General features: G+C 47.9%; 16 protein-coding genes. 9 read left to right on the plus strand and 7 right to left on the minus strand.

The window, feature by feature from the left end; genetic code table 11:
• The first annotated feature begins 68 nt into the window (after positions 1–68).
• Positions 69–1475: a branched-chain amino acid transporter BcaP gene (gene bcaP / locus BLQ32_RS02740; RefSeq protein ID WP_074509000.1), complete on the plus strand. Its 1407-nt coding sequence runs from the start codon at positions 69–71 to the stop codon at positions 1473–1475.
• A 51-nt stretch (positions 1476–1526) separates the two neighbouring features.
• Here bcaP and BLQ32_RS02745 read toward each other — a convergent pair whose 3' ends face one another.
• Both BLQ32_RS02745 and BLQ32_RS02750 read right to left on the minus strand, forming a co-directional pair.
• On the minus strand, positions 1527–2096 hold the full coding sequence (locus tag BLQ32_RS02745) for a GNAT family N-acetyltransferase (protein ID WP_074509001.1): 570 nt from the start codon (positions 2094–2096) through the stop codon (positions 1527–1529).
• A 14-nt stretch (positions 2097–2110) separates the two neighbouring features.
• Positions 2111–2923 carry a PP2C family serine/threonine-protein phosphatase gene (locus BLQ32_RS02750; protein WP_074509002.1) on the minus strand — a complete coding sequence of 271 codons (813 nt, stop codon included), beginning with the start codon at positions 2921–2923 and terminating at the stop codon, positions 2111–2113.
• Between the two features lie 220 nt (positions 2924–3143).
• Here BLQ32_RS02750 and BLQ32_RS02755 point away from each other — a divergent pair, with 220 nt between their 5' ends.
• The 3 genes from BLQ32_RS02755 (at position 3144) to BLQ32_RS02765 (ending at position 6056) form a co-directional block, all read left to right on the plus strand.
• Entirely contained in the window at positions 3144–3545 is a 402-nt protein-coding gene (locus BLQ32_RS02755; RefSeq protein ID WP_074509003.1) for a MarR family winged helix-turn-helix transcriptional regulator, read from the plus strand.
• Positions 3542–4741, plus strand: a complete 1200-nt coding sequence (locus BLQ32_RS02760; RefSeq protein WP_074509004.1) for an MFS transporter — start codon at positions 3542–3544, stop codon at positions 4739–4741. Before BLQ32_RS02755 ends, BLQ32_RS02760 begins: the two co-directional genes overlap by 4 nt.
• Positions 4742–4859: 118 nt before the next feature.
• Entirely contained in the window at positions 4860–6056 is a 1197-nt protein-coding gene (locus BLQ32_RS02765) for an MFS transporter (RefSeq protein ID WP_074509107.1), read from the plus strand.
• A 50-nt stretch (positions 6057–6106) separates the two neighbouring features.
• Here the strand turns inward: BLQ32_RS02765 and BLQ32_RS02770 are convergent, their stop codons facing one another.
• Both BLQ32_RS02770 and BLQ32_RS02775 read right to left on the minus strand, forming a co-directional pair.
• Entirely contained in the window at positions 6107–6523 is a 417-nt protein-coding gene (locus tag BLQ32_RS02770; RefSeq protein WP_036811150.1) for a cupin domain-containing protein, read from the minus strand.
• A gap of 80 nt (positions 6524–6603) precedes the next feature.
• Complete coding sequence (locus BLQ32_RS02775) at positions 6604–7653, minus strand: NAD(P)/FAD-dependent oxidoreductase (RefSeq protein WP_074509005.1); 1050 nt, start codon at positions 7651–7653, stop codon at positions 6604–6606.
• 203 nt (positions 7654–7856) lie between these two features.
• On the opposite strand from BLQ32_RS02775, the gene BLQ32_RS02780 reads away from it, so the two are divergent.
• From BLQ32_RS02780 to BLQ32_RS02795, 4 genes are all read left to right on the plus strand, one after another.
• Positions 7857–8648: an ABC transporter ATP-binding protein gene (locus BLQ32_RS02780; RefSeq protein ID WP_036811144.1), complete on the plus strand. Its 792-nt coding sequence runs from the start codon at positions 7857–7859 to the stop codon at positions 8646–8648.
• A 3-nt stretch (positions 8649–8651) separates the two neighbouring features.
• A complete protein-coding gene (locus BLQ32_RS02785) occupies positions 8652–9575 on the plus strand; it encodes an iron-hydroxamate ABC transporter substrate-binding protein (RefSeq protein WP_074509006.1) in 924 nt (307 codons plus the stop codon).
• A gap of 62 nt (positions 9576–9637) precedes the next feature.
• Positions 9638–10636 (plus strand): FecCD family ABC transporter permease, encoded by a 999-nt coding sequence (locus BLQ32_RS02790; protein WP_074509007.1) that lies wholly within the window; start codon positions 9638–9640, stop codon positions 10634–10636.
• Positions 10633–11640, plus strand: coding sequence for a FecCD family ABC transporter permease (locus BLQ32_RS02795; RefSeq protein WP_036811135.1), 1008 nt, complete (start codon positions 10633–10635; stop codon positions 11638–11640). Before BLQ32_RS02790 ends, BLQ32_RS02795 begins: the two co-directional genes overlap by 4 nt.
• Before the next feature lie 42 nt (positions 11641–11682).
• Here BLQ32_RS02795 and BLQ32_RS02800 read toward each other — a convergent pair whose 3' ends face one another.
• The 3 genes from BLQ32_RS02800 to BLQ32_RS02810 form a co-directional block, all read right to left on the minus strand.
• On the minus strand, positions 11683–12276 hold the full coding sequence (locus BLQ32_RS02800; protein ID WP_074509008.1) for a flavin reductase family protein: 594 nt from the start codon (positions 12274–12276) through the stop codon (positions 11683–11685).
• 18 nt (positions 12277–12294) lie between these two features.
• The gene (locus tag BLQ32_RS02805) at positions 12295–12621 is read right to left on the minus strand and encodes a potassium channel family protein (RefSeq protein ID WP_074509009.1); all 327 of its coding nucleotides are present in this window, start codon (positions 12619–12621) and stop codon (positions 12295–12297) included.
• A 133-nt stretch (positions 12622–12754) separates the two neighbouring features.
• A complete protein-coding gene (locus BLQ32_RS02810; RefSeq protein ID WP_074509010.1) occupies positions 12755–13762 on the minus strand; it encodes an EAL domain-containing protein in 1008 nt (335 codons plus the stop codon).
• A 243-nt stretch (positions 13763–14005) separates the two neighbouring features.
• On the opposite strand from BLQ32_RS02810, the gene BLQ32_RS02815 reads away from it, so the two are divergent.
• Complete coding sequence (locus BLQ32_RS02815) at positions 14006–14542, plus strand: dihydrofolate reductase family protein (RefSeq protein ID WP_074509011.1); 537 nt, start codon at positions 14006–14008, stop codon at positions 14540–14542.
• Positions 14543–14573 lie beyond the last annotated feature (31 nt).

Below are 14573 nucleotides of genomic sequence, written 5' to 3' on the forward strand. Positions count from 1 at the left end.
GCACCACAGCTGTTCGTATTGACTATATTCGGCGGAAATACAACAAAATTCAAAGGGGAATAAGAACGATGGCAAATGATTTATTCAGAAAAACAACAATCCAGGACTTAAAAATTACTGCTGAAAAAAGAAGCGGGCTTTCTAAGGAATTAGGAGCTTTTGATTTAACGATGTTGGGGATTGGCGCCATCATTGGTACCGGTATATTCGTTTTGACAGGAACAGGGGCTTTGACAGCGGGGCCGGCGCTAACCATTTCTTTTATCATTGCCGGACTAGCCTGTTTTTTTGCCGCTTTGTCCTATGCGGAATTTGCATCTACTGTGCCAATTTCAGGTTCTGTCTATACTTACACCTATGTGACGCTTGGAGAGCTTATCGCTTTTATCATCGGGTGGGATTTAATACTTGAGTATTTACTGGCAGTCAGTGCCGTCTCAGTAGGCTGGTCCGGTTATTTCCAATCGCTGCTCGGCGGATTTGGGATTAATTTGCCTACCGCCCTTACTGCAGCTCCCGGAGCTGTAGAGGGAACTACCACATTCTTTAATCTTCCGGCCTTCATCATCGTCATGCTTATTACTACATTGCTTTCAATCGGCGTCAAAGAATCCAAGCGGGTAAATAATGTGATGGTAATTATCAAAGTATCCGTAGTTTTACTCTTTATCGCTGTAGCTGTTGTATATGTAAAACCAGAAAATTGGCAGCCGTTTACACCTTTTGGTTTTGACGGAGTCTTTGCAGCAGCCGCCTTAGTGTTTTTTGCTTTTATCGGCTTTGATGCTGTTGCTTCTGCTGCTGAAGAAACACGAAATCCGAAAAGGGATCTGCCGCGCGGCATTATCTTCTCGCTTATGATTTGTACGCTTCTTTACGTCATCGTATCTGCTATTATGACCGGAGTTGTTCCTTTTGCACAATTCTCACAGGCTATCGATCATCCTGTATCTCTTGTTCTTCAATTATCCGGACAAAATTGGGTGGCTGGAATTATTGATCTAGGGGCTATACTTGGCATGACGACTGTAATGCTTGTTATGCTTTATGGCCAGACTAGAGTTATGTTCGCTATGTCCAGAGATGGCTTGATGCCTAAATTTTTCTCTAAAGTGAGCATGAAAACCCATACGCCTTATTTGGCAACCTGGTTTTTTGGCATCGTTGCCGCTTTGCTGGGCGGTTTGATGCGATTGGATGAACTTGCGAAACTTGTAAACATCGGAACTTTGTCGGCATTTATCCTAATATCAGTTGCCGTTATTGTGCTGCGGGTAAAACAACCGGACCTGCCGCGAGCTTTCCGCTGCCCGGCCGTTCCGTTAATACCTTCATTGGCCATTTTGTTCTGCGGCTTCTTGATTTTCCAGTTAGGCAGCGCCACCATGATTCGATTTGTCATTTGGATGGCAATCGGATTGGTCATTTACTTCGTTTACTCCCGGAAACATTCAAATTTAAATGACCGCCCTTAAAATCGGTTACACCTGTAAGAAGCCCGCCTCTCTCATTGAGCGGGCCTCTTTTTATTCCGCTATAAAGTCCGCTTTTAACACAGCATACATGGCCAAATCAACAAAACGGCCTTTCATAAGGAAATGCTGGCGCGCGACTCCTTCTTTCACCATCCCCACCTTTTCCAGCACCCGCTGCGACTGGAAATTGTCCGGAATAATAGGGGCTTCCACTTTATTGAGCCCCATCTTTTCAAAACCGAAAGCGATCAGCGCTTTTGCCGCTTCTTGGGTGAGCCCATTGCCCCAATAGTTGCGTGACAAGGCATAACCAATTTCCGCCCGGCCGTGCTTGGACAGCCATTTTACATAATCGATGGTGCCGATCATCTTCCCTTCGCTCTTCAATTCGATTGCCCAAGTCAGCTTGTTTTTCTGTTCATAGCCGTTCAGGATGAAGCGAAGATATTCCTCTGTGTCTGCCGTCGTCTGATGCACTTCCCATGGCATGAACCGGGAAACCATCGGATCAGATCCATACTCAAACATGTCTCCGGCATCTGCCAAGGTGAGCTTCCTGAGAAGTAAACGCCCTGTTTCGATAACCGGCAAATGGCCGTAGATGTGTTCACTGTCTGTCATTTCATTTCCTCCTTTTATTGATTGCTCGCCAGGCTTCCTTTTTCGGCAACTTGTACTTTCCAGGAAACAATCGTTGTGCTGTCCCGCACTCCATTTTTCTCAATTTCCGCTAGCAGCGCTCTAGCGCCTTGTTCGTTTGAAACTCCTTCAAAACACCCTCTGATGGCTTTCGGTTCCGCGAACGGTTCACCTGGACATTCAACCAAACCATCGGTCGTCAGGAACAATTGATTATCCCCTTGGCGCAATTCTCGGGTACCGCTTGAATAACAAGGCACCACTCCTTCAAAAGTGTTCACTTGCCCGATCCATTCGTAAAATTGGCGCTGGTTCAGCTGATACTGCCCAAATTCGGCCAGTTCCGGATGAAACAAATACATCAGGCAGTCGCCGATCGAAAACCACCAGACGTATTTGCCTTTTCGGACGGCAATCAAACAAGCCGTTTCTCCCTGGACATTCCGGCACACTTTGCGGAATTCTTCAGCTTGAAACATAGCGAGCACCTTTTTTTCAAGCAACTGAAAAAAGGTCGAACCAAGCGGCCGGTTCAACAAAGTTTCCAGCGGTGCTTTGTGGGCTTCCACTTGTTCCAAGACTTTCTCCGCGCTCTCTGCCGTATTGTGCGCATCGAGCAGCAGGACGAATTCCCAATCTGCCTGTGCGTTCATCCACACCAGGCAGCCGTCTTCGTTCTTGTACTGTCCGGCCGATGAATTGCCGCCGAAGCGCCCGATTGTTAAATGGTTTAAAGAAAGGACATGCGGCCGGTCGACAAAACTGTCGCGGCTTCCGACCCAACTAAAGCTTTCTGCTGCTTTCTCCAAATGCCCTTCCCCCTTTTTATATTTCTAACATTATATGGGAGATGGAAGAGGAATGGAATACAGACCCTAGCTCTTCACACAAATTTCCGTAAGAAAATTAGACAGGAGCAGGAAAATTTGCTATTGTATATTAGTTAGCTTAACTAACCATTAACCAGGCTAACCATTTTTCGAAGGAGGTCTTCCCATTAAAACGTTTCAGCAATTTTTCCACCAATTTATGCTGTTGTATCGGCCTTTCGAACATCACCTCAATATAGAGCTTGGCAAACACGGCTTGTACCGGGCAGAATGGACAATTCTGTATTACCTGGCTAACAACGAATCGGCAACATTGGTCGAGCTTGCCCATTATCAGCGTGTCGAAAAACCGACGATGACCCGGATTATCAGAAGCTTGGAGGAATCCGGCTTTATCGAGCACATTCCCGGAAAAGACCGGCGTGAAAAGCCGATGAAGCTGACCGAGCTTGGCAAAAAAGTATACGCAGAAGTCCGGGTGACGGTCGACCGGTTTGAACAAGATATTCTAGAAGGAATTTCCGAGGAGCAGCAGTTGGAAGCTATCGAAGTCATGAACGCAATACGCAATCAACTAATTAGTAAGGAGTCGGGCAAGTGAATCAAAACAAGCCGCCATTATGGACAAAGAATTTTATCATAGCATCCTTAATCAACTTTTTTCTTATTTTAATCTTTTACCTATTAATTGTTACCATCGGCAAATATGCCGTTGAGGAATTCAGCGCCACTACCAGTGAAGCGGGACTCGTGACCGGAATTTTCATCATCGGTACGTTGATCGGCCGTTTGGGGATCGGGCGGGTCATCGACAAAATTGGACGGAAACGGACGCTGCTTATCGGTCTCGCTTTGTTCACCGTCACCACCCTTCTTTATTACGTGCAGCTCGGCCTTCCTTTCTTGATGGTCAACCGCCTGCTGCATGGCATGACTTTAGGCATCGCCAGTACGGCAGCAGGTACCATCGTGGCCCAGATCATTCCCATGTCCCGCAAAGGGGAAGGCATAGGCTATTTCAGTATGAGTGCTACAATGGCAACGGCGATCGGCCCTTTTATCGGCCTTTTTATGACCCAGCGCACCAGCTTTGAAGTCATTTTCGGCCTTTGCCTCGCTCTAGGAGCCATCAGTTTACTCGTTTCCTTGTTTGTTCAGGTGCCGCCTTTGGAAGCAGCTCCCGCGTCGGCACAAACAAAAGGTTTCAGCGTTTCGAATTTTCTCGAACCGAAAGCGATTCCGATTGCCTTTATTACACTGGCGGTCAGCTTATGTTACGCGAGTGTGCTGTCGTTCATCAATTTCTACGCCATTGAAATCGACCTGATCGACACGGCCAGCATGTTCTTCGTGGTCTACGCATTAGCTGTCTTGGCTTCGCGCCCATTCACCGGCCGCTTGATGGACGTAAAAGGTGCGAACTACGTCATGTATCCCGCTTTTGCTGTCTTTGCCCTTGGCCTATTTTTGCTGAGCACGGCAGACAATAGCGTTACGTTATTGTTGTCGGGTGCGTTGATCGGCCTTGGTTTCGGCAATATGCAATCGACCACGCAGGCAGTGGCGGTCAAACTGACGCCGCCTCACCGCATGGGACTTGCCACTTCAACATTCTTTATCTTTATGGACGCCGGACTCGGGTTCGGTCCCTACATCTTGGGTTTTATGATTCCCATTACTGGCTACAGCAATATGTACGTGATTTTAGCCATCGCGGCGCTGGCCACAGCGTTCTTGTATTACTTGCTGCATGGCAAGAAAGAGCACGCAGCAAACGAGACAGCGTCAGTAGTATAGGTTTGAAAGGCATCCTTCTACGGGTGCCTTTTTTTGGTTTTGCACAGCCGACAAATTGCTTTCCCATTCTTCATCTGGGAAACTAGTAAAAAAAGAGATAAAGGAGTGACGCTTGAAATTGAGTTCATCAAATCCCCGGCTATGGACTAAGGATTTTATCCTTACCTCTTCCGTCAATTTCTTTCTGGTTTTGATTTTTTACCTTTTGATGGTGACCATCGCGCTTTATGCCGGTGATACTTATGGAGCTTCCACTAGCGAAGCTGGCCTCGTGACCGGCATTTTCATCATCGGCGTATTGGCCGGCCGCCTGATGATCGGTCGATTTCTGGACCGCATCGGACGCAAAAGGACGATGGTAATTGGCCTCGCCCTGTTCACGCTTACGACTTTCTTTTATTTTCTGGAACTGGGGCTTCCGTTTCTGATGTTCAACCGCTTTTTGCATGGCATAATGCTCGGGTTTGCAGCAACCGCTGCCGGCACAATTGTCGCGCAGATCATCCCGGCATCACGAAAAGGCGAAGGCATCGGTTATTTCAGCCTTAGCAACACGCTCGCGACAGCTATCGGACCGTTTATTGGCCTTTACATGAACCAGCACGCAAGCTATGACACGCTCTTTGCGCTGTGCCTTACCTGTGGTGCAGCCAGCCTGGCCCTTTCCTTTCTTGTTACCGTGCCGCCCGTTGAAGCTCTGCCTGCTAAAGATGAAATAAAAGGATTCAAACTGTCTCATTTCGTGGAACCGAAAGCGGTTCCCATTACGATGATCATCTTCATCGCCGCTTTCTGCTACGCGAGCGTTTTGTCGTTCATCAGCTTCTATGCCGTCGAACGCGGGCTGGTGGAAGCTGCGAGCTTTTTCTTCATCGTTTATTCCATCGCCATTCTTTTCTCAAGGCCCTTCACCGGCCGGCTTATGGATGCCAAAGGCGCAAATTACGTCATGTATCCGGCATTCTTCATTTTCGCGGCGGGGCTTTTGCTGCTAAGCACCGCAGAAACGACTTTCCCGTTTTTGCTTTCCGGTTTCTTGATCGGCCTTGGCTTTGGCAATATGCAGTCTACCAGCCAAGCCGTCGCCATCAAACTGACGCCTCCGCACCGAATGGGACTGGCAACGTCGACTTTCTTCATCTTTATGGATGCCGGCCTTGGATTTGGCCCGTATCTTCTTGGCTTTATCATAGCCATGACCGGCTACAGCACCATGTATGCCATTTTAGGCGGAGTGGTCGCTGCAGTTTCCGTTCTTTACTATTTTCTGCACGGCAAAAAAGAACACCAGGCCAACCGGCTTGCTTCGGCTTAACGCAAAAAAGGGCATCCTCCATGCAGAGGATGCCCTTTTCATATATGCTTTTATTCTTCTTCCGCTTCCGCAGCGTCCGCTTCGGCTTTTGTCTTGTGGACAGTGCCGGGCTCATGTTCAGGCGGTGCGTAGATGGAGTAGACTTTCAATGGCTTATCGCCTTTATTGGTTACGTTATGGTATTTGCCTGCCGGAATCATGATGGCGTCGTCGTCTTTTGCGTCCTGCTCGAACGTCAAATTGTCTTCGCTGTCGCCCATCTGGACGAATCCGCTTCCGCCTTCGATGCGCAGGAACTGGTCGCCTTCATGTTTTTCGAGTCCGATGTCATCGCCCGGTTCGACGCTCATGACCGTTACTTGCAAATTTTCTCCGGTCCAGATGGTCGTGCGGAAATTTTCGTTTTTCGTTGTCGCTTCTTCGATATTCACCACATAAGGTTCTTTTCCATGATCTTTAAAATCCATTCAGAATTCCTCCTTTGAATTTAACTAGACATTCCTTCTATACCTTTGAATGTCCCCGTTCAAACAAGGATTCCTTCAGATCAATTGATCAACTGCTTGACCAGTTCTTTATTGCGCTCTTTAAAAACTTCGTTATGCGATGACACCATGGCCATGCCATAGGCGTCCGGCTGGACAAACTGCTTCGCTTTGTTGACAGCATTTGCCGCATCCTGGAATGTCCCGGCGATCAAGTTAAGTTTTCCAGGATGCTGCAGGATGTCGCCTGCTGCGTACAAGCCTGGAACGGAAGATTCACTGTTGGCGTTGCCGGCGATGTAATAGCCTTCTGCAATTTCAATATCCAATCCGCTTTGCTCCAGCAAGGTTGCATCGCGTTCATAGCCGTGGTTGATGATGACTTCATCAATCGGCAGCAGCGAAGTGTTGCCCGTTTCCTGGTTTGTCAGTTCAACGAGTTCGATGGCATCGCGGCCGTCAGAAGCGATCAATTTCGTGATTGTGGTATTCAATAAGCATTCAGCCGAACTGTTCATCAGCTGCTTCACTTGGGCTTCGTGGCCGGCAAGCTCCTGCTTCCGGTATGTCACATAGACTTTTTCCGCAATCGGTTCCAGTTCATTGGCCCAATCGACAGCGGAATTGCCTCCGCCCGAAATCAGGACGGTTTTGCCTTTAAAGCGGCCGAGTGACTTCACGGTGTAGTTGAGATTCGACACTTCAAAACGTTCTGCGCCTTTGATTTCAAGTTTTTGAGGGTTTAAGATGCCTCCTCCAACAGCGACAATGATTGTTTTGGACAAGTGGCGTTTGCCTGAAGAACCGGTCAGTTCAAAAAGACCGTCTTCATTCCTGTTAATCGCTTCGATTTTTTCATTTAATACGACTTCCGGATTGAACGTCAGCCCTTGTGCAACCAGCTGTTCAATGAGCTTAGCACCTTGGATTGGCATCTGGCCGCCGACGTCCCAAATCATTTTTTCCGGATAGACATGGATTTTTCCGCCAAGCTGCGGCTGGTACTCAATCAGTTTGGTTTTCATTTCTCTTAATCCGCTGTAAAAAGCTGAGTATAGTCCGGCTGGCCCTCCGCCGATGATGGTGACGTCGAAAATATCTGTTTCGCCCATAAATAATCCACTCCTCTTGTCAATTTTCAGTTGACACTGAAAAAATTACGACTTATAGTATTGATTGTACTGAAATTGATAATCATTATCAATGAATTTATTATTAATTTGTTTTGAACGCTTAAAGGAAGTTTTTGTACATAGGAAATTTGCTTCTTTTGGTTTATTTCATCCCAAAGAAGTTGAAGGAGAGGTTTTGCAGGATGGTCCGTCTTTTAACAGAGGAATTGAATGTCGGCTACGGGGAGCGGCTGATCGTCAAAGATTTGAGCGTTGAAATCCCGGATAAAAAAATCACTACCATTATCGGATCGAACGGCTGCGGCAAGTCGACTCTGCTAAAAGCGATTACCCGCATCATTTCTCAGCAGTCCGGTTCGGTTGTACTCGATGGGGGCAACATTGCGAAAGAAAGCACCAAAGCGCTCGCCAAAAAAATGGCGATTCTGCCGCAGACGCCGGAAAGCGCCAATGGTTTGACCGTCGGAGAACTCGTCTCTTATGGAAGGTTTCCTTATCAGAAAGGCTTCGGCCGCCTGTCCAAAAAAGATTACGATATGATCAACTGGGCGCTGGATGTTACCGGCACACAGTTTTTCAAATACCACCCGGTGGATGCACTGTCCGGCGGCCAACGCCAGCGTGTCTGGATTGCCATGGCTTTGGCACAGGACACGGAAATGATTTTCCTGGATGAGCCGACCACTTACCTGGACATGGCCCATCAGCTGGAAATCCTGGAATTGCTGGAGAAGCTCAACCGTGAACAAGGGCGCACCATTATCATGGTGCTCCATGACTTGAACCAGGCCGCCCGCTTCGCTGACCACATCATTGCCATGAAAGACGGCCAGGTCGTGAAAGCCGGTACGTGCGAAGAAGTCATTACGCAGCCAGTATTGAAGAAAGTTTTCCGGATCGACGCCGAAATCGGGCTCGATCCGCGCACGCAAAAACCGATGTGCATCACTTATAACTTAATCAAAGGAGTATGACCCATGAAAAAATACTTGATACCTTTTCTTTTATTAGCCATCCTGCTGCTTGCAGCTTGCGGCAATGAAAAATCGAACGAAGCAGAAGCTGAAAGCACAGAAGGCAAGTCTGAAACGATTACATACGAATCCGAGAACGGCCCGGTAGAAGTCCCTGCTGATCCGCAGCGCGTCATCGTCCTGTCCACTTATGCAGGGGATGTCATGGCGCTTGATGTACCGTTAGTGGGCGTAGATGCCTGGTCAAAAAACAACCCTCGTTTTGACAAAGATTTAGCGAATGTAGAAGAAGTGACAGAAGACAATTTGGAGAAAATCATCGAATTGGAACCGGATTTGATCGTCGGTCTTTCTACCATCAAAAATATCGACAAACTAAAGGAAATTGCACCGACCGTAACGTTTACTTATGGTAAGGTGGATTATCTGACACAGCACCTGGAAATCGGGAAATTGCTGAACAAAGAAAAAGAAGCTCAAGACTGGATCAATGACTTCCAAAAACGCGCTCAACAAGCCGGCGATGACATCCGTGCTGAAATCGGCGAAGACGCAACCGTATCCGTCATTGAAAACTTCGACAAACAGCTTTACGTCTTCGGCGACAATTGGGGACGCGGAACTGAAATCCTTTACCAGGAAATGAAATTGAAGATGCCGGAAAAAGTAAAAGAAATGGCATTGAAAGATGGATACTATGCCTTGTCTCAAGAAGTGTTGCCTGAGTACATGGGCGACTATGTCATCTTCAGCAAAGACAGCGAACAGGACAATTCATTCCAGGAAACCGATTTGTATAAAAACACTTCAGCAGTGAAAAACGGCCAAGTGTTTGAAGCCAATGCCAAAGAATTTTACTTTAACGACTCCCTCACATTAGAATATCAACTCGAATTCTTTATCGAGAAATTTTTAGGCAAACAATAAGCAAAGAGGGATTCTTTTACCAGAATCCCTCTTTTATTCTCTTACAGAAAAGATGATGATCGATGTACGGCAAAATGCCATTTTTGACGAAATTACTTATAAGCTTTGCAGTATTTGTTTTAATATTTGTTACAGCGATTGTTTTCGGAGCCGCTGATATCTCGTTGAAAGATGTTTGGCTGGCCTTGTTTTCAAGTACAGCAAGTGACGACATCAACGTTATCCGGGAAATTCGCCTGCCACGGGAAGCTGCCGCTGTTTTGGTTGGAGCGGCACTTGCCGTTTCCGGCGCGATGATGCAAGGGATGACACGCAATCCATTGGCCGACCCTTCCCTTCTTGGTTTAACGTCCGGCGCCAACGCAGCACTCGCTGTGACGCTGGCGTTTATTCCGGGAGCCAATTACTTCTGGATCACCATCGCCTGCTTCATCGGTGCTGCAATCGGCGCCGGCATCGTTTTCGGGCTCGGCGCCTCGCAGCGGGGCGGGTTCTCGCCTTTTCGCATCGTATTGGCCGGAGCCGCCGTTTCGGCGTTTCTTTCCGCTTTGGCAGAAGGCATCGGCCTGTACTTCAAAATTTCCAAAGATGTCTCGATGTGGACAGCCGGCGGCCTGATCGGCACGTCCTGGGGCCAGCTGCAGATCGTGATCCCGTTCATCGTCCTCGGCCTTTTGATTGCGCTCTTTTTATCGCGGCAGCTGACCATCCTGAGCTTGAGCGAAGAAACAGCGGTCGGGCTTGGCCAGCGGACCACTTACATCAAAGGCGTTCTGTTTGTGGCCATTACGATTCTTGCGGGTGCTGCAGTAGCACTTGCCGGAAACCTCGCCTTTATCGGCTTGATGATTCCGCATATCGTACGGGCCATTGTCGGCACCGACTACCGCTTCATCATTCCGATGTCAGCAATTGCCGGCGCTATTTTCATGCTGTTTGCAGACTTGCTTGGGCGGATTGTCAATGCGCCGTTTGAAACGCCGGTCGCAGCCATTGTGGCGTTATTCGGCCTGCCGTTCTTCTTGCTGATTGTCCGGAAAGGAGGGCGTGCATTCGCATGATCCATCCAACTTTACTGAAAAAACAACGCCTTTATTTCAGCATTCTTCTTGCTTTAATCGCCGCAACCGGAATCCTCAGCATGGGGATGGGTTATTCTCCCCTTTCCTATGACCGCTTGCTGCCCGCTATTTTGGGCAACGGCACATTTAAAGAAGATTTTATCTTGTTCTCTATTCGTTTGCCGCGCATTCTGATTACTTTGCTCGCCGGAATGGCCCTCGCCTTGTCGGGAGCCATCCTTCAGGGCGTAACGCGCAATGACCTGGCAGACCCGGGAATTATCGGCATCAATTCAGGTGCCGGCGTCGCCATTGCGGTGTTTTTCCTGTTTATGCCGATTGAAGCCGGCTCTTTCGTTTATCTATTGCCGCTTGTCGCTTTTGCAGGCGCTTTGGTGACCGCACTGCTGATTTACGCTTGTTCCTACAACAAAAATGCCGGCCTTCAGCCGGTCCGGCTTGTATTGGTCGGCATCGGCTTTTCGACGGCGTTGTCCGGCGTCATGATTATCCTGATTTCCTCTGCGGAACGCGAAAAAGTCGATTTTATCGCCAATTGGCTGGCGGGCAATATTTGGGGCACGGACTGGCCGTTCATTTGGGCACTGCTGCCTTGGCTCATCATCCTGCTGCCGTTCACTTTGTACAAAGCGAACCGGCTGAACATCCTGAATCTCAGCGAACCGGTGGCTGTCGGCATCGGGGTGTCGCTCGAAAAAGAGCGCATCGTGCTGTTGCTGACAGCGGTCGCGCTTGCCGCTTCCGCAGTTTCTGTGACCGGCGGCATCGCGTTTATCGGCTTAATGGCTCCGCACATCGCGAAGACACTTGTCGGCCCGCGCAACCAGCTGTTTCTGCCGCTTGCTATCTTGATCGGCGGCTGGCTCCTGCTGCTCGCGGATACCGTCGGGCGAAATTTGCTGGAGCCAAGCGGAGTCCCTGCTGGCATCATGGCAGCACTAATCGGAGCTCCTTATTTTATGTATTTGCTGTTGAGAAAATAGCAACAGCCATTGAGAACTTTTCGGTTCTCAATGGCTGTTTTTTTAATCCGGCCGTTTCATAGAAAAAATTTCGCCAAGCTTGGCATAATTGGTGCCTGCCAGGCGGCTGACCGGTTTTAAGGTTTCGGGATTGATGCGTCCGTTTTCGTAAATCGATTCGTCAATATGGAAACGGACCACTTTGCCGATCAAAAGCCGGGTGCCGCTGAGTTCCACTGCCTGCTCCAGCTGGCATTCAAACCGCACTTTCGCCTGCTCGACCGATGGTACTTTCACCACTTCGCTTGGGATAAGCGTCAGCCCAGTCAAATCGATTTCGCTTTCTTCCGGCGGCAAGGACGCCGCGGTTTTGTTGACTTCGGCGACATTCGATTCATCCACCACGTGAATGACGAATTCTCCGGCTTCAATGGCGTTCCGTGCGGTGTCTTTCAACACGCCTGCCCTGCTCTGGACAGAAACCGAGAGAAGCGGCGGATCGGATGACACAATATTAAAGTAGCTGAACGGTGCCGCATTCACAAGGCCATCTGCGGACATGCTGGTGACAAACGCAATCGGGCGCGGAATGACGGTTCCGACCAGCAATTTATAGTTTTCACGTTCTGTCTGTTGGGTTGGATCGATTGAAAGCATGGCAACTCCTCCTGAAAGTTAGTTTTTCTCTTTGGAAGTGATTTGCCGCGATAATTTAAGAATCATCGTCAGCATGACACCAATTCCGGAAATCATATAAATAATGGTGAAGACTTTACCGAAGTCAGTGGCAGGTTCCAAATTAGCAGACCCAACCGTTGTCAGGGTCGCTGTACTGAAGTATAGCGCATCAATAACGGAAAACTCTTCAACGGTTGAGTAAAAAATCGTTCCCGACACCAGAATTGCCAGCGTGATAACCAAAAGCACCTGAAATTCCTTGTCTTTGATCAATTGAATCATTGCTTTCAGCATGCGCCGCAAAGTGAATATAAATGAAATCATAGATGTGTCCTCTCTGGCTCTAATCTTGGAGTACTCTGTCTTTCATTATAAATGTTTTCAAGAAGAATATCTTTTTTAACCAAAAAGAAGCGCTGCTGTGTAAGCGCGCTTCCCTTTTGGATGTCCATATCTCTTACAGCGCAAGAGCCACATCCACTTCCATCGGTGTTGAAGAGGGCTTTCCGAAATAATACCCTTGGAAAAGCTGATAGCCCTGCTGCTTCAGCCAGTTGAAATCCGTCCGTTCTTCAATCCCTTCAGCCAACGGCACAGAACCGATTTCCAGCGCTTTCCGAAGAAATTGAAGCGCCACTTTCTGCTTGGCCGAATCAGTTGCGACACCTTGTACATACTGCATATCCAGCTTCATATAATTCGGCTTTAAATCAGACAGCATCTCGATGGTACTGTAGCCTTCCCCGACATCGTCAAGCGCGTATTCAAAGCCTTTTTCCTTATAGTAGGCCAAAATTGTTTTCAAGTGGTCCAAGTCTTCCACTTTTTCGGTTTCCACCACTTCAAACACGAGCTGCTCAGGGTTCACGCCCAGTTGATTGGCCAGATGGGTTGTTGAACGCAGACAAAATTCCGGAGAATAAATCGAAGTCGGGATGAAATTGATAAACGCTTTCGCTTCTTTTAAGGCCACAGCATATTTGACAGCCGTCATCCGGCAAACCCGGTCCAGGGCATACAGGCGTCCACGGCTTTTAGCTGCAGGAAAAATCTCCCCCGGATAAATCACCGAGCCGTCTTCGTTTTGAAAACGTGCCAGCATTTCATACGCATAAATTTTCCCATGGGCATCGACGATTGGCTGGTAATGGCATCGGATGAGTTCTTTTCGAATTACTTCATCAATCCATTGCATGTCCATCACCGTTTCAATGTCGGCAAATGGCTTCCACCGTTCACGGTTGACCCGGAACAGCACTTGTTCCGTCTCCATAAAATGATGGCAGAAATCCATGAATTCTTTTGCGCCGGATTCCGGAACAATAAGCCCCTGCTCTTTGGCTTTAACGGCAATGCCCCGCCGTTTCATATGTTCAACGATTTGCGGCAAAGCTTCTATATTGGTGTTGCCCATTACTTTAATTTCAAATTCCAGCTCCAAAACAGAGCAATTATTGCATTGCATACGGAAGGCCTCCCTTTTCCTGTTAACTAAATTCTACTTTATCCAGAAAGGATATAAAAGGAAATTGGTTTTACACCTGTCAAAAATTTTCATTATTTCCCGGGAAATAATGAAACTCCACTCTTCCGCTTCTTCTTTCTTTCTGAGCGGGCTGCTTTTAAATAAAGGGTTTCTGCTGTGAATGGAGAATATATTCTTTATTATCCTGTATTTCTTCAAGCTGAAAATAAAGGAGCTGTTCGTATGGGGAAAATTGTTGTATCGATGTATGTGACGCTGGATGGAATTATGGAGATGCCTTCCTGGACCGCCCCTTATTGGAACGATGAAATTGCTAAATTTGAATTAGACTTGCTGTCTGCCAGCGATGCCTTGCTGCTTGGGCGCATCACTTACGAGGAATTTTCTGCACGCTGGCCGGAACGGGACAACGAAGAAGGGTTTGCCGACCGGATCAATTCCATGCCGAAATACGTCACGACCACGACGTTAACAAAAGCCGAATGGAATGCGACATTTATAAAAGAAAATGCCGGAAAAGAAATTGCGGAGCTGAAGAAAGCCAATCAGAAGTTATTGGTCTATGGAAGCGGAACTTTGGTCGAGAAATTGCTGGAACATGATTTAGTCGATGAATTGCATTTGCTGACATTTCCATTGGTGCTGGGAGAAGGGAAATGCCTTTTCCAGCAAGGAATGGATTCGAAGAAATTCATGCTGACCAACAATTGGGTAACAGAAACCGGAGTCGTCATCTCAAGCTACGCACCGGAAACATAAAAAAGCTCCCTTAACGGGAGCCTTTTTTTCA

The sequence above is a fragment of the Planococcus glaciei genome (genome assembly GCF_900099655.1).
In the GTDB taxonomy this organism is placed as follows: domain Bacteria; phylum Bacillota; class Bacilli; order Bacillales_A; family Planococcaceae; genus Planococcus; species Planococcus glaciei.

What these genes read in the sequence shown, in the direction of transcription:
- BLQ32_RS02780 (WP_036811144.1), top strand. Translation starts at nt 7,857, where the DNA reads ATGGTCCGTCTTTTAACAGAGGAATTGAATGTCGGCTACGGGGAGCGG.
- BLQ32_RS02795 (WP_036811135.1), top strand. Translation starts at nt 10,633, where the DNA reads ATGATCCATCCAACTTTACTGAAAAAACAACGCCTTTATTTCAGCATT.
- BLQ32_RS02755 (WP_074509003.1), top strand. Translation starts at nt 3,144, where the DNA reads ATGCTGTTGTATCGGCCTTTCGAACATCACCTCAATATAGAGCTTGGC.
- BLQ32_RS02810 (WP_074509010.1), bottom strand. Translation starts at nt 13,762, where the DNA reads ATGCAATGCAATAATTGCTCTGTTTTGGAGCTGGAATTTGAAATTAAA.
- BLQ32_RS02745 (WP_074509001.1), bottom strand. Translation starts at nt 2,096, where the DNA reads ATGACAGACAGTGAACACATCTACGGCCATTTGCCGGTTATCGAAACA.
- BLQ32_RS02805 (WP_074509009.1), bottom strand. Translation starts at nt 12,621, where the DNA reads ATGATTTCATTTATATTCACTTTGCGGCGCATGCTGAAAGCAATGATT.
- bcaP (WP_074509000.1), top strand. Translation starts at nt 69, where the DNA reads ATGGCAAATGATTTATTCAGAAAAACAACAATCCAGGACTTAAAAATT.
- BLQ32_RS02815 (WP_074509011.1), top strand. Translation starts at nt 14,006, where the DNA reads ATGGGGAAAATTGTTGTATCGATGTATGTGACGCTGGATGGAATTATG.
- BLQ32_RS02775 (WP_074509005.1), bottom strand. Translation starts at nt 7,653, where the DNA reads ATGGGCGAAACAGATATTTTCGACGTCACCATCATCGGCGGAGGGCCA.
- BLQ32_RS02770 (WP_036811150.1), bottom strand. Translation starts at nt 6,523, where the DNA reads ATGGATTTTAAAGATCATGGAAAAGAACCTTATGTGGTGAATATCGAA.
- BLQ32_RS02785 (WP_074509006.1), top strand. Translation starts at nt 8,652, where the DNA reads ATGAAAAAATACTTGATACCTTTTCTTTTATTAGCCATCCTGCTGCTT.
- BLQ32_RS02800 (WP_074509008.1), bottom strand. Translation starts at nt 12,276, where the DNA reads ATGCTTTCAATCGATCCAACCCAACAGACAGAACGTGAAAACTATAAA.
- BLQ32_RS02790 (WP_074509007.1), top strand. Translation starts at nt 9,638, where the DNA reads ATGTACGGCAAAATGCCATTTTTGACGAAATTACTTATAAGCTTTGCA.